Source organism: Citrobacter freundii complex sp. CFNIH4 (assembly GCF_002934505.1).
Taxonomy (GTDB): Bacteria; Pseudomonadota; Gammaproteobacteria; order Enterobacterales; family Enterobacteriaceae; genus Citrobacter; species Citrobacter freundii.
In genome coordinates this window covers 2553312-2570791 of record NZ_CP026231.1, presented here as the reverse complement: position 1 = coordinate 2570791, position 17480 = coordinate 2553312, and the positions used below count along the sequence as shown (strand labels likewise).

Annotated in this window: 19 protein-coding genes; 9 read left to right on the top strand and 10 right to left on the bottom strand. The window is 52.9% G+C overall.

Annotated elements, in window-relative coordinates; all coding sequences use genetic code 11:
* Positions 1 to 99: 99 nt before the first annotated feature.
* The 6 genes from C2U41_RS13285 to C2U41_RS13260 form a co-directional block, all read right to left on the bottom strand.
* Positions 100 to 339: a DUF2542 family protein gene (locus C2U41_RS13285; RefSeq protein WP_003027385.1), complete on the bottom strand. Its 240-nt coding sequence runs from the start codon at positions 337 to 339 to the stop codon at positions 100 to 102.
* A 2-nt stretch (positions 340 to 341) separates the two neighbouring features.
* The gene (gene sanA, locus C2U41_RS13280) at positions 342 to 1061 is read right to left on the bottom strand and encodes an outer membrane permeability protein SanA (RefSeq protein ID WP_003027383.1); all 720 of its coding nucleotides are present in this window, start codon (positions 1059 to 1061) and stop codon (positions 342 to 344) included.
* A gap of 134 nt (positions 1062 to 1195) precedes the next feature.
* On the bottom strand, positions 1196 to 2080 hold the full coding sequence (gene cdd / locus C2U41_RS13275) for a cytidine deaminase (protein ID WP_003027381.1): 885 nt from the start codon (positions 2078 to 2080) through the stop codon (positions 1196 to 1198).
* A 148-nt stretch (positions 2081 to 2228) separates the two neighbouring features.
* Positions 2229 to 2924 carry a CidB/LrgB family autolysis modulator gene (locus C2U41_RS13270; RefSeq protein ID WP_003027380.1) on the bottom strand — a complete coding sequence of 232 codons (696 nt, stop codon included), beginning with the start codon at positions 2922 to 2924 and terminating at the stop codon, positions 2229 to 2231.
* A complete protein-coding gene (locus C2U41_RS13265) occupies positions 2921 to 3319 on the bottom strand; it encodes a CidA/LrgA family protein (protein ID WP_003027379.1) in 399 nt (132 codons plus the stop codon). Before C2U41_RS13265 ends, C2U41_RS13270 begins: the two co-directional genes overlap by 4 nt.
* A 131-nt stretch (positions 3320 to 3450) precedes the next feature.
* A complete protein-coding gene (locus tag C2U41_RS13260; RefSeq protein ID WP_003840122.1) occupies positions 3451 to 4359 on the bottom strand; it encodes a LysR substrate-binding domain-containing protein in 909 nt (302 codons plus the stop codon).
* Positions 4360 to 4485: 126 nt separating this feature from the next.
* Here C2U41_RS13260 and mhbT point away from each other — a divergent pair, with 126 nt between their 5' ends.
* The 6 genes from mhbT to dusC all read left to right on the top strand — a co-directional run bounded on the left by mhbT (position 4486) and on the right by dusC (position 10471).
* The gene (gene mhbT / locus C2U41_RS13255; protein ID WP_003845195.1) at positions 4486 to 5844 is read left to right on the top strand and encodes a 3-hydroxybenzoate transporter MhbT; all 1359 of its coding nucleotides are present in this window, start codon (positions 4486 to 4488) and stop codon (positions 5842 to 5844) included.
* An 11-nt stretch (positions 5845 to 5855) separates the two neighbouring features.
* Entirely contained in the window at positions 5856 to 6893 is a 1038-nt protein-coding gene (gene gtdA / locus C2U41_RS13250) for a gentisate 1,2-dioxygenase (protein WP_003840127.1), read from the top strand.
* Positions 6894 to 6908: 15 nt separating this feature from the next.
* Positions 6909 to 7610: a fumarylacetoacetate hydrolase family protein gene (locus C2U41_RS13245; RefSeq protein WP_016150651.1), complete on the top strand. Its 702-nt coding sequence runs from the start codon at positions 6909 to 6911 to the stop codon at positions 7608 to 7610.
* Between the two features lie 8 nt (positions 7611 to 7618).
* On the top strand, positions 7619 to 8263 hold the full coding sequence (maiA, locus tag C2U41_RS13240; protein WP_032936672.1) for a maleylacetoacetate isomerase: 645 nt from the start codon (positions 7619 to 7621) through the stop codon (positions 8261 to 8263).
* A gap of 14 nt (positions 8264 to 8277) precedes the next feature.
* Positions 8278 to 9471 carry a 3-hydroxybenzoate 6-monooxygenase gene (locus C2U41_RS13235; protein ID WP_032936673.1) on the top strand — a complete coding sequence of 398 codons (1194 nt, stop codon included), beginning with the start codon at positions 8278 to 8280 and terminating at the stop codon, positions 9469 to 9471.
* Between the two features lie 61 nt (positions 9472 to 9532).
* Entirely contained in the window at positions 9533 to 10471 is a 939-nt protein-coding gene (dusC, locus tag C2U41_RS13230) for a tRNA dihydrouridine(16) synthase DusC (RefSeq protein WP_032936675.1), read from the top strand.
* A 68-nt stretch (positions 10472 to 10539) separates the two neighbouring features.
* Here dusC and yohP read toward each other — a convergent pair whose 3' ends face one another.
* Both yohP and C2U41_RS13225 read right to left on the bottom strand, forming a co-directional pair.
* Positions 10540 to 10623 (bottom strand): small membrane protein YohP, encoded by an 84-nt coding sequence (gene yohP, locus C2U41_RS30145; protein ID WP_015572324.1) that lies wholly within the window; start codon positions 10621 to 10623, stop codon positions 10540 to 10542.
* Positions 10624 to 10693: 70 nt separating this feature from the next.
* Complete coding sequence (locus tag C2U41_RS13225; RefSeq protein ID WP_060854723.1) at positions 10694 to 11428, bottom strand: class I SAM-dependent methyltransferase; 735 nt, start codon at positions 11426 to 11428, stop codon at positions 10694 to 10696.
* A gap of 169 nt (positions 11429 to 11597) precedes the next feature.
* Between C2U41_RS13225 and mdtQ the strand changes: the two genes are divergently transcribed.
* On the top strand, positions 11598 to 13037 hold the full coding sequence (mdtQ, locus tag C2U41_RS13220) for a multidrug resistance outer membrane protein MdtQ (protein ID WP_103848654.1): 1440 nt from the start codon (positions 11598 to 11600) through the stop codon (positions 13035 to 13037).
* Positions 13038 to 13074: 37 nt separating this feature from the next.
* Here the strand turns inward: mdtQ and C2U41_RS13215 are convergent, their stop codons facing one another.
* A complete protein-coding gene (locus C2U41_RS13215) occupies positions 13075 to 13644 on the bottom strand; it encodes a DedA family protein (protein WP_016150646.1) in 570 nt (189 codons plus the stop codon).
* 242 nt (positions 13645 to 13886) lie between these two features.
* Here C2U41_RS13215 and C2U41_RS13210 point away from each other — a divergent pair, with 242 nt between their 5' ends.
* Both C2U41_RS13210 and pbpG read left to right on the top strand, forming a co-directional pair.
* Entirely contained in the window at positions 13887 to 14474 is a 588-nt protein-coding gene (locus C2U41_RS13210) for a Yip1 family protein (protein ID WP_003840142.1), read from the top strand.
* Between the two features lie 180 nt (positions 14475 to 14654).
* Complete coding sequence (gene pbpG, locus C2U41_RS13200) at positions 14655 to 15602, top strand: D-alanyl-D-alanine endopeptidase (RefSeq protein WP_003027363.1); 948 nt, start codon at positions 14655 to 14657, stop codon at positions 15600 to 15602.
* Between the two features lie 64 nt (positions 15603 to 15666).
* Here the strand turns inward: pbpG and dld are convergent, their stop codons facing one another.
* On the bottom strand, positions 15667 to 17376 hold the full coding sequence (gene dld, locus C2U41_RS13195) for a D-lactate dehydrogenase (protein ID WP_103849462.1): 1710 nt from the start codon (positions 17374 to 17376) through the stop codon (positions 15667 to 15669).
* Between the last annotated feature and the right edge of the window lie 104 nt (positions 17377 to 17480).

Here is a 17480-nt window from a genome sequence, read left to right as displayed (position 1 = left end):
GAGGGAAATGCTGACGGGCAGCATTAATCCCTTATCTTGAAATGGTAACTATTATCAAAATATTAGCTATTCTCAAACGCTAATATAAAGGCAAATGCGTTATCGATAAAAAACTAAGTAAATAACCATACCGAAGGATAAGCACCCGCATCCAGCATAAACCAGTACGTAAGACCAAAATTGCAGCGGCTCTTGATTGCGATAAGCGAAAACCGGTTCGCGCGCATTCTTTTTAATTTTATCTACGGCTCCCGAGCGCCAGCCTTTCCAGGCTTCACGAAAACAAAACACGGGAATGAGCAGAAAGGCCAACACGACGAAAAGGGTTTGTACATCCATGCTTATTTTCCTTGTTTCTTTTGTAATTCGAGCAGTTGTTCAGGCGTGACTGCCGGATATCCCTGTGCATCGTCCGGTACCTGATGCATGGTAGGGATAGGGACCAGTGGGCCTAAAAAGCGGGGTTCACGTTTAAAAATGTAGAGATCGGCAAGTGCACCAAAACGGGCACCAAATTCACGTACCCGCACGGTGAGCATATCTTTTGGCGAAGGTACGGCGTAGCACTGGGCCTGGATACCCATATGGAGCGCAATAAACAAGGCACGCTCACAGTGGAATCGCTGGGTAATAATGATGAAATCGTTGGTATCGAACACCTTACGGGTGCGCACGATGGAGTCGAGCGTTCGGAACCCGGCGTAATCAAGCACGATGTCAGCGGGATCGACGCCTGCGGCAATCAGATCTTTACGCATCGTCATGGGTTCGTTGTAGCTTTGCTGCGCGTTGTCGCCGCTTAACAGCAGATAGTTTACCTTCCCGCTGTTATAGGCGTTCAATGCGCCCTGAATGCGGTAGCGGTAATACTGATTGATGACGCCGGTGCGGTAATACTTCGCCGTGCCCAGAACCACACCTACCTGGCGGTAGGGTAAATCCTGCAGTTCGTCGTAAATGTAGGGAGCAGTCTTCCAGCTCATCCACCGATCGAGTCCAAGCACAGTCAAAAGCAGCAAGCCTAGCAGGACTAACAGGCTGTAAAACACGCGCTTTAACATGCAGAAAACTCGTTATTTGGATGGAATTTCAATCAGGCTACTTTACCCGAAGACGTAGCGCAAGAAACAGCAATCTGATTGAGGGGATTTTAGTCACTGTTGCCCGATGACGTTACGCCATCGGGCAACACGACTTAGTCGAGTAGCACGCGCTCTATATTGTCGCAGCCCAGTGCTTTCAGCGTGGCAGACGTCGCATCCCACTGAATTAACGGCGCATCGGCTTTTTCAGCCAGCACGGCGCGTTGGATATCTGGATAATCATAACCATTCAGATTCAACAGGTTCAACGCGCCTTGCAGTGGTGGCAGGGTTGGGTTAAAAGCAGCATTTTCAGCATAGCTGCCGCTAAAAATACGACCATCTTTACACTCCAGCGCCACGCCGCTTGGGGATTTGCTGTACGGCATATGACATCTGTTGGCAGCGGTGATTGCTGCCTGGGTCAACGCATCGCCCTGCAGTGCGAAGCCGTGATCCTGATCGTCCATCAGCAGCGTTTTAATCTCCAGATCTTTCGGGCCGAAGGCATCTGGCAGATAATCGCGCAGCACGTGTGGCGCACGTCCCGGCAGATGAATACGTAAATCCAGTCCGCTGTTTAGTTCGTTCATAAACTGGCGACAGTGGCCGCACGGCGTGTAGTTGACGGTGATGGCGGCGAGCCCTTTTTCACCGCGCAGCCAGGCGTGGCTGATAGCGCTTTGCTCGGCATGAACAGTTTGCTGCATGGTCGCGCCCAGGAACTCCATGTTCCCACCGAAGTACCAGTTGCCGCTGATGCCGCGAGAAATAGCCCCAACGTTGAAATTGGACAGTGGAGTACGCGCGCAGGCCGCAGCCAGCGGCAGCAGAGCGAATGCCAGCGCGTCTTCGTCCAGTCCCGATTCGCGTTTCAGCAAAGAGACCTGCTCAGCAGTCAGCATGGCGGGGAAATGCGCATCCGCCAGAACAGGGGCCAGGGCTGATTGCAAGTTATCCGCGAGTTGGGCAAAAGCAGTTTGAAAACGTGGATGCATGGCGATGCCTCATAACAATGTAATGGAATTGTAGTTTACGGACCTGTTATGGCTTTATATGTGATCTAAATCCCATTACGTATGCAACTTATGAAACTTAAATGAAAAATGTGCAACGCATCGCAAATAAATAGCTAAAAAATGAAGGTTAACCCACCACCGCCAGAATAATCGGGAACAGGAATGGGGCAACCAACGAGGTGATAATGCCGCAAATAACCAGCGCCAGAGAGCTAAACGCGCCTTCCTGGTAGTCCAGTTCTGCACAGCGTGCGGTACCCAGGGCGTGCGACGCGGTGCCCATTGCCAGCCCCCGAGCGGCCTTGGTGCGAATGCGCATCGCATTAAGCAACGTATGACCAAATACTGCCCCGAGGATACCGACAAAAATAACGCATACGGCGCTGATAGCCGGAATGCCGCCAATACTGCCTCCCACGGCCATAGCGATAGGCGTGGTGACCGATTTTGGCATGATAGACGCGGCAATTTGCGGTGATGCGCCCATCAACAAAGCGATTGTCGTACCTGTTACCATCGCCACAACGCTCCCGGCAAAACAGATAGCAATGATTGATTTCCAGCGGGCGCGAATTTGGTGCAACTGTTCGTATAACGGATAGGCCAGCGCGACCACGGCAGGTTGCAGTAAATCGTTCAGTACTTCGCTGCCTTTGAAATAGTGATCGTAGGGAATGCCGGTCAGCAGCAGAATGGGAATAATCACCACCATGGCAACCAGCAGCGGGTTCAATAGCGGCATTTTAAATCGTGCAGCCAGCTTACGTGCGCCAAAAAATACCGCCAGCGTAAGAGGTAACGACCACCAGATATACGACATCATTCTTTTGACCCTTTTTGCCCAACGATTTTGCGTTCACCGTGCACAATGTGCGAGCTCCAACTCACCACCAGGAAAACGACCAGCGTACTGATGGTACAGGACACCACTACCGGACCAAATTGTGCGCGGAGCAGGTCAAAGTACTGCATGATCCCCACACCAATCGGGACAAACAGCAGGGCCATATAACGAATCAGCACGTAGCAGCCAGGGTTAACCCATTTTGCCGGTAACACCTGCAAAGCCAGTAAGACAAACAGAATCAGCATGCCGATAATGCTGCCCGGAATGGTGATAGGAAGTAGCGACGCAAGAAAAATACCTGCGTAGAGGCAGGCATAAATCAGGACGAATGCGCGCAAATATTGCCAGATAACGTTCAGTGCTTTGCTCATAGTTGAAACCCTTGACGAGACTGATTCATCATACAATTAAACTTAAAAACGTGCTACCGATCACATCATGAATTCTAAGCATAGAGGAAATAGATATCTGGAACATCGGGCGATGGCCCTAACTCTCCGCGCTAAGCCTGTGCCAGATAATACAAAAAACGATTCAGGGCGGTAGTAGGTGTTTCGTTGTTGCGCCAGAATACGCCGACGCTGCCTTTTTGTTCAATCTTCGGCAGATTCAGAATAGCCAACTGCCCCTGGGCGGCATACCGTTGTGCCAGACGCAAAGAAAGAATAGAGATCATATCGCTACTTTGCAGCAGGTTGGTACTGACGTTGATCGACGCCGATTCAATGATGTTTTCCGGCAACATGACGCCGTTATCAACCAGCGCGTTATCAATGCTTATCCGGATAGGGGTTCCTGTTGGCCAGACAATCCAGCGCCAGTTCGCCAGATCGTGCCAGGTGAGCAAGGGATATTTTGCCAAGGGATGATCGGGACGGGCGACGAAACAGACCGGCTCGGTATACAGCACCTGGTAATTGAGCGGCAACTGAAGCGCCCGGCCACCGACGCGACCGACGACGACATCCACCGAACCCGCGAGCAGATCGTGCAGCAGCGGGGTCATCACTTTCTCTTCGATATTAAGGTTCAGGGTTGGCAACTCTTTGAGCAAACCCAGTATTGCCAGTGAAACGCAGTCGGTCGCTACGGGTGAGCAGCCAATCTTCAGACTTCCCACCAGGCCGCCTTGCTTAAAACGGGCGATTTCATATTGCGAACGTTCCATATCATTGAGCAGGCGTTGGGCATGCTGCAGTAACAGCTTGCCGCCTTCGGAAGGACGCAAGCCTTTGCTGTGACGTTCAAAGAGGGTGATGCCAATCTCATCTTCGAGCTGTGATAACCATTTTGACAACGCTGGCTGGGTGATATTCATCATCCGTGCGACGTGAGTCAGATTTCCCTGTTCGCCCAGCGCGATAAGCGTTTGCAGGTGTTGCAACTTAAGTTTCTGCGCCCAATTTGCCATTTGCTATAACCTCCAGGTTATGCCTCTGCATGAAAAGCCATTGTACATTTCATCTCCAAACATACAAAGTCGCAACATACCTAAAACAAAACAGACATCTACTCTACCTGCACTGAGGCATTCACTATGACTCATCAACGTGATCTACAAGCACTGATCGATTCCGCTCCCGTCGGTAAGACCCAGTGGCGCGTTATCATTTGCTGTTTTCTGGTCGTCATGCTCGACGGATTTGATACCGCAGCTATTGGCTTTATCGCTCCCGACATTCGTACTCACTGGCAGCTGACTGCCGGCGATCTGGCGCCGTTGTTTGGCGCAGGCCTGTTGGGGCTAACCGCTGGCGCATTGCTCTGCGGCCCATTGTCTGACCGTTTTGGCCGTAAACGGGTGATTGAACTCTGCGTGGCGCTGTTCGGCGCCCTGAGCCTGATTTCGGCTTTTTCTCCCGATCTACAAACGCTGGTTATTTTGCGCTTTCTTACCGGGTTAGGTCTGGGCGGCGCGATGCCAAATACCATCACCATGACGTCAGAGTACCTGCCAGCGCGGCGGCGTGGCGCGCTGGTGACCATGATGTTTTGTGGATTTACCCTGGGGTCGGCGATGGGTGGAATTGTGAGCGCGCAACTGGTGCCGGTTATTGGCTGGCACGGCATTCTGGTGCTGGGAGGCGTTCTACCACTCATGCTGTTTGTGGCTCTGCTGTTTGCGCTACCGGAATCCCCGCGCTGGCAGGTTCGTCGCCAACTGCCGCAAAACGTGATTGCCAGAACCGTTAGCGCCATCACCCGGGAACGTTATGACACTACCCATTTTTATCTCAACGAGGACACAGCGATTGCTAAAGGAAGCATTCGCCAGCTGTTCGTCGGGCGACAGCTGCCCATTACCCTGATGCTATGGGTAGTGTTCTTTATGAGCTTGCTGATTATTTATCTGCTCTCCAGTTGGATGCCAACGCTGTTAAACCATCGTGGAATTGATCTGCAGCATGCCTCATGGGTAACCGCCGCCTTCCAGATTGGAGGAACGCTGGGGGCGCTGGCGCTGGGCATGCTGATGGATAAATACAATCCTTTCCGCGTGCTGGCCGTGAGTTATGCACTGGGCGCAGTGTGCATCGTCATGATTGGCCTGAGCGAGAACGGTCTGTGGTTGATGGCTCTGGCTATTTTTGGCACCGGCATTGGTATCAGCGGTTCTCAGGTTGGTCTAAATGCGTTAACCGCCACGCTATATCCGACACAAAGCCGGGCGACGGGCGTCAGCTGGTCTAATGCGGTGGGGCGCTGCGGCGCGATTGTCGGCTCGCTTTCTGGCGGCGTGATGATGGCGATGAATTTCTCATTCGATAACCTGTTTTTCATTATTGCCGTCCCGGCGGCCATCAGCGCGGTGATGCTTACGCTGCTGACGGTTGTTATCCGCCAGTCGGCCTCTGCCTCAAATACTCTGCCTCGCGCAGGTGTTGTGAATGAATAAGGAGAATCCCTATGTCTGAACTGAATCAGGATGTTAAGAACAGCCGTCAGCAGTTTTACCAGCATATTTCCGGGCAGAATCTGACCCCTCTGTGGGAGTCGCTGCACCGCCTGGTGCCGCCAACCCCGAACGCACATTGCGCGCCTGCGTACTGGAACTATCAGGAGATCCGCCCTCTGCTGTTAGAAAGTGGCGATCTGATTGGCGCGAAAGAGGCGATTCGCCGCGTGCTGGTGCTGGAAAACCCAATGTTGCGCGGACAGTCTTCAATCACCCCAACGCTGTACGCAGGATTGCAGTTAATTATGCCGGGCGAGGTTGCGCCGAGTCACCGCCACAACCAGTCTGCACTGCGCTTTATTGTCGAAGGGAAAGGGGCATTTACCGCCGTGGATGGCGAGCGCACCCAGATGCATGAAGGCGATTTTATTCTGACGCCGCAGTGGCGCTGGCACGATCACGGCAACCCGGGCAGTGAACCGGTGGTGTGGCTGGACGGTCTGGATTTGCCGCTGGTGAACCTGCTGGGCTGCGGCTTTGCGGAAGACTACCCGGAAGATCAGCAGCCGGTCACGCGCCAGGAAGGGGATTACTTACCGCGCTACGCGGCCAATATGTTGCCGCTGCGTCATCAGAAGGGTAACTCATCGCCGATTTTTAACTATCGCTACGATCGCAGCCGTGAAGCGCTACATGACCTGACCCGTATGGGCGACGCCGATGAGTGGGACGGTTACAAGATGCGTTACGTCAACCCGGTAACCGGCGGTTATCCCATGCCTTCGATGGGAACCTTCCTGCAACTGTTGCCGCAGGGCTTTTCCTCACGAATGGCGCGTACCACTGACAGCACTATCTATCACGTGGTGGAAGGAAGTGGGCAGGTCACCATCGGTAACGAGACCTTCAACTTTTCGCCAAAAGATATTTTTGTGGTGCCGACCTGGCACGGCGTGTCGTTCCAGACCCACGAAGATACCGTCTTATTCAGTTTTTCGGACAGACCGGTTCAGGAAGCGCTGGGGCTGTTCCGTGAAGCACGCTATTAATTTGGGAGAGAGAAAATGACGCAATATGTATTCGAACCACAAGCGCCTGTTACCGTTCCGGTGGTTGGTAGTGATGAACAATTTCCCGTACGCCGCGTTTATTGTGTGGGCCGTAACTATGCCGCTCATGCGCGTGAAATGGGCTTTGATCCGGATCGCGAACCCCCGTTCTTCTTCTGTAAACCTGCTGATGCGATAGTCCCGGTGGCAGCTGGTCAGATCCTTGAACTGCCGTACCCATCGCAGACCGATAACTATCACTATGAGATAGAGCTGGTGGTGGCGATTGGTAAAAAGGGCAGCGATATTCCGCTGGAAAAAGCGCACGAATATATCTGGGGCTATGCCACCGGTCTGGATATGACCCGCCGTGACCGGCAGATGGAGATGCGTCAGATGGGGCGTCCATGGGAAATCGGCAAAGCGTTTGATCTCTCCGCGCCCATCGCGCCGTTGCATAAAGCCAGCGAAAGTGTGGATGTTAACCATGCGCCAATCTGGTTGCAGGTCAACGGCGACGATCACCAGCGTAGCGATATTCGCCACCTCATCTGGTCTGTGAATGAAACCATCAGCTATCTGTCAGGCTTTTTCGAACTGCAGCCAGGCGATCTGATCTACACCGGTACACCCGAAGGCGTAGGGGCGGTAGTGAAAGGGGATGTGATCACCGGAAACGTAGACGGTTTAACCCCCATCGCCGTGAAGATTGTCTGAGGTGGATAATGAAGCTGTACAGTTTCTTTAATAGCTCCGCGTCATATCGTGTACGCATTGCGCTGGCGCTGAAGGGGCTCGATTACCAGACGGTGGGCGTCAATATTCGCATTGGTCAGCAGAACGAACTGGCCTACCGGCGAATGAATGCGGTGGGACTGGTGCCGACGCTGGTGACCGATGACGGAGAATCACTCGGGCAGTCTCTGGCGATAACCGACTGGCTGGATGGCCACTTTCCACAGTCGCCGCTGCTGCCCGCCGATTTCCCGGCGCGTAGTAAGGTGCTGGAAATCGTTTATGCCATCGCCTGCGATATTCACCCTGTAAACAATCTACGGGTGCTGCGCTACCTGAGCGAAGAGCTAAAGGTCAGTGAAGAAGATAAAAAACGCTGGTATGCCCACTGGATCCAGCAAGGGTTAAGCGCGGTGGAACAGATGTTGCGCCAGAGTCACTCGGGGACGTTTTGCGTGGGGGACGCACCGACGCTGGCGGATTGCTGTCTGATCCCGCAGTGGGCAAACGCGTTGCGGATGGGTTGCGATCTGAGCGGATATCCACGCTGTAAGGCGGTATATGATGCCTGTACCCAGCTTCCGGCGTTTATCGCCGCCGCGCCCGAGAATCAACAAGACAAAATTCCAGCCTGATAAGGAGAACGACAATGGCTAAAGTGACACGCGCAATTATCGTGGGTGGCGGGATTGGCGGCGCGGCGACCGCGCTATCGCTGGCCCGTCAGGGCATTAAAGTGATGTTGCTGGAGAAAGCGCACGAAATTGGTGAAATTGGCGCGGGTATTCAGCTCGGGCCGAATGCATTCTCTGCTCTGGACAGCCTTGGCGTGGGGGAAGTTGCCCGTCAACGCGCCGTTTTTACCGACCACATCACGATGATGGATGCGGTAAATGCGAAAGAGGTAGTACGGATAGAAACCGGGCAGGCGTTCCGCGATCACTTTGGCGGTCCTTATGCGGTTATCCATCGGGTTGATATTCACGCCAGCGTTTGGGAAGCGGCACTGGTGCATCCTAACGTTGAGTATCGCACTTCAACTAACGTGGTTGATATTCGCCAGACAGAGAATGACGTGACGGTATTTGACGAGCACGGCAACAGCTGGACGGCAGATATTCTGGTGGGCTGTGACGGTGTAAAATCGGTTGTTCGTCAGTCTCTGATTGGCGATGCTCCGCGGGTTACCGGGCACGTGGTCTATCGCGCCGTGATTGATTGCGATGATATGCCGGAAGATTTGCGCATTAACGCGCCGGTATTGTGGGCCGGACCGCATTGTCATCTGGTGCACTATCCACTGCGCGGCGGCAAACAGTACAACCTGGTGGTGACCTTCCACAGTCGTCAGCAGGAAGAGTGGGGGGTGAAGGATGGTAGCAAAGAGGAAGTGCTCTCCTATTTTGCGGGTATTCATCCACGCCCTCGTCAGATGCTGGATAAACCGACGTCATGGCGGCGCTGGTCAACCGCCGATCGTGAGCCGGTAGAGAAATGGGGAACCGACCGCATCACGCTGGTGGGAGATGCCGCGCACCCGGTGGCGCAATATATGGCGCAAGGAGCCTGTATGGCGCTGGAAGATGCTGTCACGCTAGGTAAAGCGTTACAGCAGTGTGACGGCGATGCGGCTGATGCCTTCGCGCTGTATGAGTCGGTGCGTATTCCGCGTACCGCACGCATCGTCTGGTCAACCCGCGAAATGGGACGCGTCTACCATGCCGCAGGCGTCGAGCGTCAGGTGCGTAATCTGTTGTGGAAAGACAAGTCGCTGGCGGAATTTTATCGCGGTATGGAGTGGTTATACGGCTGGAAAGAAGATAACTGCCTGCTGCCACGCTGAGCCTCTTTAATCTCCCGAACGGAGGCGCTACCATAGCGCCTCTTTTTTTGCGGGTGACGATATGCGTGTTTTACTGGCGCCGATGGAAGGCGTGCTCGACTCACTGGTGCGCGAGCTGCTGACTGAAGTGAATGATTACGATCTGTGCATCACCGAGTTTGTGCGCGTGGTGGATCAGCTCCTGCCGGCAAAAGTATTTCATCGACTCTGCCCGGAACTGCTTAACAACAGCCGGACGCCATCCGGCACGTTGGTTCGCATTCAGCTGTTGGGGCAGTACCCGCAGTGGCTGGCGGAGAATGCGGCGCGTGCGGTAGAACTGGGATCGTACGGTGTCGATCTGAACTGTGGTTGTCCGTCGAAGCTGGTGAATGGCAGCGGCGGTGGCGCAACGTTACTGAAAGATCCTGAGCTTATCTACCGGGGCGCAAAAGCTATGCGCGAGGCGGTCCCGGCTCATCTCCCGGTGACGGTGAAAGTGCGTCTGGGCTGGGATAACAGCGATCGGCAGTTTGAAATTGCCGATGCCGTGCAGCAGGCTGGCGCCAGCGAACTGGCGGTGCATGGTCGAACCAAGGAACAGGGCTATAAGGCAGAACATATTAACTGGCAGGCGATTGGCGAGATCCGCCAGCGACTGACTATTCCGGTTATCGCGAATGGCGAAATCTGGGACTGGCAGAGCGCCCAGGATTGTATGGCCATCAGCGGATGCGATGCGGTGATGATCGGACGTGGCGCATTAAATATTCCAAACCTGAGCCGCGTGGTGAAATACAACGAACCGCGTATGCCGTGGCCTGATGTCGTGACGCTGTTGCAAAAATATACCCGTCTTGAAAAGCAGGGGGACACCGGGCTGTATCATGTAGCGCGGATTAAGCAGTGGTTAGGGTATCTGCGAAAAGAATATTCAGAGGCAACCGCGCTGTTTCAGGAAATTCGTGCGTTAAACAATTCGCCGGATATCGCGCGTGCGATTCAGGCTATTACCCTTTGAACACAGCTGATGCGCCAGACCGGATTAAATGCTAATGCCTTATCCGGGCTGGCTGATAGGCAGCAATATCAAAAAATCATCTTAAACACGCCTGTTACCACCAACAGTCCAATCAGAAAAATAATCAGAATAACCCACAGCAGAATTTTCATTAACTTTCCTTTTTTTGGTAAGTTCAGATTGAGTATAGGAAAGTATTAATCATTCTGCTTGGAGGCGCTGTTATGCTGGTTTACGTGCGCTGAGCAGAAACACCATCGGCCGCTCTTTTTCTTCATCTAACGCTGGGTTTTCAGCAATCTGTTGCGCGGAAGGTCCCCATTCATCGACACAAACGATGTCGAATCCGGCCCCAATCAGCGCATTAATCCAGGTCGCCAGCTTACGGTGCTGTTTTTTGACGCCCTCAGCAAACCAGTTACTGATGCGCTCACCTTCCTGCTGATAATGATTAATCGGCCAGGAGAGTTGCCCGGTTTTATCTTTGATCCAGCCCTGGTTAAGCGGTGCGGTATAAATTGGATGCTCAGCAGAGAAAACCAACATACCTCCCGGTGTTAATGACTGGTAAATGGTTACGAATAATCGTTCTATATCGTGCAAATAGTGCAGGGCAAGCGAGCTATAAACCAGATCAAAGGAATTTCGGGACAAGGTAAGCGTTTCGAGATCTTCACGCTGATAAACGATGCCATTACCCTGCGTCATGCTGTGCGCCTGAGTTAACATTTTTTGTGAAATATCCAGTCCCATTACACTGGCAGCCTGATTATCGCGTGCGTAGCGGCAAAACCAGCCATATCCACAGCCCAAATCAAGAATGTTTTTGCCTTGAAGAGAGGGGAGCATCGCTTGTATTGTCGGCCATTCTGGCGCGCCGTCGAGCCCCTTTACTGAACGATCCAGCGTGGCATATCCGGCAAAGAACTCAGGATCGTCATAGATATTCTGTGACATAAAATCTCCATCCATTAATTATTAAAACTATTTAACCTATATTATTCGCGAGGTGTATATTTTTCTGATTTTATATTTTTATTGCCAAAGATGTATTGCCACGCGTAACTAAAAAAGCAAAAGCCACAAGTCGTAATCTCTGCACATCTTTTCTTACCTGTATATCTCCATGAATCGTAATTCTGTGTTTATCACCACGGCATTGTTGCCGCTTATTGTTCTGATGGCAGGCTGTGCGCCTATGCATGATGACCGCCAGTCTCTGTCACAGCAGACCCCTGCTGCGAATGTCGATACCACATTGCCTGCCGCGTTAAAAAATGGCTGGCCGGACAGCCAGTGGTGGAGGGCATATCACGACCCACAACTTAATGCGTTGATTGACAGCACGTTGCGAAATTCTCCTGATATGCAGGTAGCGGAACAGCGCATTCAACTGGCGGAGGCGCAGGCTAAGGCTGTGGAAGCACAGGATGGCCCGGAGATCGACTTCTCCGCAGACGTTGAGCGTCAGAGAATGTCAGCTGAGGGGCTGATGGGACCGTTTGCCATTACCGATCCGGCCGCCGGAACAACAGGACCGTGGTACACCAATGGAACCCTTGGTTTAACCGCTGGCTGGAATCTGGATCTGTGGGGTAAAAATCGGGCTGAAGTGACGGCGCGTATTGGGGCCGTTAAGGCACGTGAGGCTGAGCGCGAGCAAACCCGGCAGCTGCTGGCGAGCGGTGTCTCCCGCCTTTACTGGGAATGGCAGACGCAGGCGGCGCTGAAAACCGTACTGACGCAAATCGAAAACGAGCAGCAAAATGTGATAACCGTCGATCGTCAGCTGTATCAAAACGGTCTAACTTCTTCAGTGGAAGGCGTTGAAACTGATATTGATTCCAGCAAAACAGAGCAGCAGTTGAATGATGTCAGCGGTAAAATGAAGGTGATTGAAGCACGGCTGAGCGCGCTGACCAATGCCCAGTCCACTGCCCTGAAGCTCCATTCGACCCCACTGCCCGCGGTCGAAAGCCAGCTCCCGTCACAATTGGGTTACTCGCTACTGGCCCGTCGCCCGGATTTACAGGCGGCGCACTGGTACATTGAATCATCGCTGAGCAGCATTGATGCGGCGAAAGCGGCGTTTTATCCCGATGTGAATCTGATGGCATTTTTACAACAGGATGCGTTACATCTGAGTGACCTGTTCCGCCATTCCGCGCAGCAAATGGGCGTAACCGCCGGGCTGACACTGCCTATCTTTGACAGCGGCAGGCTGAACGCGAATCTCGATATTACGAAAGCGCAAAGCAATCTGACGGTGGCGAATTACAACAAAGCGGTGGTGGATGCGGTGAATGACGTGGCACGTGCCGCATCGCAGGTAGAAACATTAGCGCAGAAAAATCAGCATCAGCAGCAGATTGAACATGACGCTCAGCGCGTAGTGGGGCTGGCTCAGGCACGCTTTAATGCGGGTATTATTGCGGGCTCCAGGGTCAGCGAGGCAAAGATCCCGGCATTACGTGAGCAGTGCAACGGTCTGCTTTTGCAAGGCCAATGGCTGGATGCCTCAATTCAGTTGACCAGTGCGCTGGGCGGCGGTTATCACGCGTCCTGATTAATCGGCCCGACGGTGTTCCGCTGTCGGGCCATCTTCATTGCGCTTTACGCGTGCTTCGCCGTTTCATCCACCAGCGGACGCCCGCGACAATCCCGATAACCAGCACCAGCCAGATGCCATGCTTGATATGCTGGTCAAGGCTGTGCAGCCACGGCGCTATCACTTCACCACCGATGTAGCCCAGAGTAGTAAATAACGATGCCCAGACAAACGCGCCAAGAATATTTAGCGGTAAAAAGATCTTCGGCGGCAGGTGACTGGCGCCAATCAGTAAGGGACCAATAACGCGAAAGCCGTACATAAAGCGCGTACCGACCACAAACAGGTAAGGACGTCGCTGGATCATCTTCTGTGCGTAATCAATTTTCGCCTGGTGGCGCGAGAAACGCTGCAAAATTTTGCCGCCAAAACGACGTCCGAGTAAATAAAGCAACTGATCGCCAATCATCCCGCCCAGCGCGACCGAGAGTACCACCAGGGGAAATTTCAGGACGCCCTGATGCGCCGCAACGCCGCCTAACAGGGTAATGGTTTCGCCTTCCGCCAGACTGCCGATGATTAACGCAGCATAGCCGTATTGCGCAACATAATGATTTATATCCATACGATTGTATGACCTCCACTACTAATAGCATACACCCTATGATTATTTGATGCCGGAAAAGCCGCGTAGTAGCGCTTAAGGTCGCTCAGCTCTCCAATGCATGATGGCGCTTCGCTTATCATGCCTACGCCTGAACAAACTTTTTACCCGGCGCTTCGGTATTTTTTCTGTGTACATAAAATAATCAAAAGCTGAATTATACTTGAAGTGTTGAGGTCCGGAGCTGACAACAAGGGGGCGGTATGAACCATGTCTGGGGGCTGTTTTCCCATCCCGATCGTGAAATGCACGTGATCAACAGCGAAAACGAAAGCGTTTCGCATCACTATACCCACCATGTACTGCTGATGGCGGCAATCCCGGTGGTTTGCGCGTTTATCGGTACTACACAAATCGGCTGGAATTTTGGCGATGGCAATATCCTGAAGCTATCTCTGTTGACCGGATTTGCGATGGCAATTCTGTTTTACGGGGTGATGCTGGCGGGCGTCGCCGTTATGGGGCGGGTTATCTGGTGGATGGCGCGTAATTACCCGCAGCGCCCGTCGCTGGCGCATTGTATGGTTTTTGCAGGATATGTCGCGACGCCGCTGTTTTTAAGCGGACTGGTCGCACTTTATCCGCTGGTCTGGCTGTGCGCATTGGTGGGGACCATCGCGTTGTTTTACACCGGCTATTTACTTTATCTCGGCATACCGACATTCCTGAATATCACACGCGAGGAAGGGTTAAGTTTTTCCAGTTCGACGCTGGCGATCGGTGTGTTGGTGCTGGAAGTTCTACTGGCTATTACGGTAATCCTGTGGGGTTACGGCTACCGATTATTCTGACGGATAAACCTGTCTGCGCTGCGTTGTTGACGTAAAAGTCAGCAACGCAGCATTTCGAGACGATTCTCCTGTGGCGGCAAACCTGCCGGATCGCTATGATGCCTGAGCTAGCTTGAGATAATACTTAGTCTCTGGCGGTGTGCGTTGTGACGTGCGTGAACCATTATCAGAAATCTCATCATGCTGAAATTCCGAGTTTCATTATTAAGCCTTGCCCTGGTGCTGGCCGTTCCTTTTGCACCCCAAGCCGTGGCGAAAACGGCAACTACCGCAGCGGCTTCTCAACCTGAGATAGCGTCCGGTAGCGCGATGATTGTTGATCTGAATACCAACAAAGTTATCTATTCGAACCACCCGGACCTTGTGCGTCCGATTGCGTCGATTACCAAATTAATGACCGCGATGGTGGTGCTTGATGCACGACTGCCGTTGGATGAGAAACTGAAAGTTGATATCAGTCAGACACCGGAAATGAAAGGCATCTACTCTCGTGTGCGACTGAACAGTGAAATTAGCCGTAAAGACATGCTACTGCTGGCGCTGATGTCGTCAGAAAACCGTGCGGCAGCCAGTCTGGCGCACCATTACCCTGGCGGTTATAACGCGTTTATTAAAGCCATGAATGCCAAAGCGAAAGCGCTCGGCATGACTCAGACACGCTTTGTGGAACCAACCGGCTTATCGATTCATAACGTCTCGACAGCTCGTGATTTAACCAAGCTGCTGATCGCCAGCAAGCAGTATCCGCTGATTGGCCAGTTAAGCACTACGCGTGAAGATATGGCGACCTTTGCCAACCCGGCTTATACGCTGCCATTCCGTAACACCAACCATCTGGTATACCGCGATAACTGGAATATTCAGTTAACCAAAACCGGATTTACCAATGCGGCAGGCCACTGTCTGGTGATGCGCACCGTGATCAATAACAAACCGGTGGCGCTGGTGGTGATGGATGCGTTCGGTAAATATACCCACTTTGCCGATGCCAGCCGTTTACGCACCTGGATTGAAACCGGCAAGGTGATGCCGGTTCCGGCGGCAGCGCTGAGCTACAAAAAGCAAAAAGCGGCGCAGATGGCGGCGGCAGGTTCAGCTACGGGTGAGCAAACCGCGCAAAACGATTAAACCGTAGGCTGGCCAAGCGAAGCGCCCCCGGCAACGTGCCCGATGGCGCTTACGCTTATCGGGCCTACGATTCTTTCCAGAACTTTTGCTTACTCGTTTTACCAATACCCGGATTCATACTGTTGGTGGGGTCATTCTCGCGGTAAAAACGGGTTAATGTTTCCGGTGCTTTATACAGATGTCCGACGTTATGCTCTGCCGGATACTGTGCTCCGCGCTCGTGCAGAAGCTCCAGCATCTGCTCTTTTAGCGCATGTGCATCCACGCCTTTTTTCACGATGTAATCCTGATGGAATACATAGCACATAAAGTGACCGTAATAGAGCTTATGCACCAGTTGACTGTCGATTTCTGGCGGCAGATGCTCATACCATTCGGTGTCGTTACGACGCAGCGCGATATCCAGCGCCAGAATATCTTCTACTTCATCGGCATGTACGGCCTGATAACGAATCGCCGCGCCAGCCGCCGCAAAGCGATGCAAAAACGCCTTGCTGCCTTCTTCTGGGGTACAGGCAAAGAAGTCGCCTTCAGCGGTTTTGAAATACTCGCTGAGCCAGTTTTGCGCTTCAGCCACGCCGCCACCGGCCATTTTTAACAGCAGGTGATGCTCGTACTTATCGCGCCAGCTTTTCATGCGTGCCGGTAAGTGGCTGGGGAACAAATGACCAAATTTCTGCATTGCCCGGTCGGTGAAATGCGGACGGAAAATTTTCACTTTTTCCAGCATCGCATCGGTGCGACCTTTCAGGGTGAAAAAGAACGGCATTTTGTCGGTGCCGAGCTTGTAGATCATCAGAAACGTATCTTTGCCATATTGCTCGGCGATGTCGTAAATATCGCGGTGCATATATTCACCAGCGACCGGCAGGTGCTCGAATTTTGCCAGAATATGACGGCGGATTTCCGTCAGCACTTCAGGCTGATTGGTACCGATGTAAAAGACCTGCTGATTTTTTTCGGCTTCGAAGGTGTCCAGACGCACGGCGAAAACCGCGAGCTTACCTGCACAACCGGATGATTCAAACAAGCGATCCGGATCGGCGTTATAGCGGGCGGGCGTGTCCGCCTCAATATCTCTGACGCGGGTGACATAGTCGTGATCGTGCGCGTGTCGCCCGTCGTGGCGGACATCGTCATCTTTAATCCGCTCGTCATCAAGTTTGCTCAGGATCTGTTCCGGGGTCTGGCCCAGCTCGATACCCAGATGGTTGACCAGCTGCAATTTACCTTGTTCGTCAATACGCGCAAACAGCGACATCTCGGTATATGCCGGGCCGCGCTGTACCAGCGAGCCGCCGGAGTTGTTGCAAATGCCGCCAATTACCGAAGCGCCAATACAGGATGACCCGATCACAGAATGTGGCTCACGGCCAAACGGTTTGAGCGCCTTTTCCAGCGAATACAACGTTGTACCGGGATAAGCCAGCACTTGTTCGCCTTTGCCGATGACGTGCAGTTTATCCAGGCGCAGGGTGCTGATAATGACAATTTCGCGGTCGTAATCATTTCCGCTCGGCGTAGAGCCTTCGGTCAGGCCGGTATTGGCGGCCTGCATCAGGATAATTTTATCTGCGGCGACGCAAGCATTGAGAACGCGCCACAGCTCTAAAAGCGAGCCGGGGAACACAACGGCGAGCGCTTCGCCCTGGCCGGAGCGGAATCCCTTGCGATAGCGGGCTGTTTTAGCAGGTTCAGTGAGCAGGTGAGAATGACCAACCAGACGGGTCAGTTCATTCAGGAAAGCTTTATTATCTGTTGTAATGGAAGACATTCTCCACTCCTTGTGGTGGGACTCAATATCAGGAACAAGCATAGCGCTTTGTATGACAATACGCTTTCTCATTCATATTGTCTCTGGTTCGTCTTCTAATGATT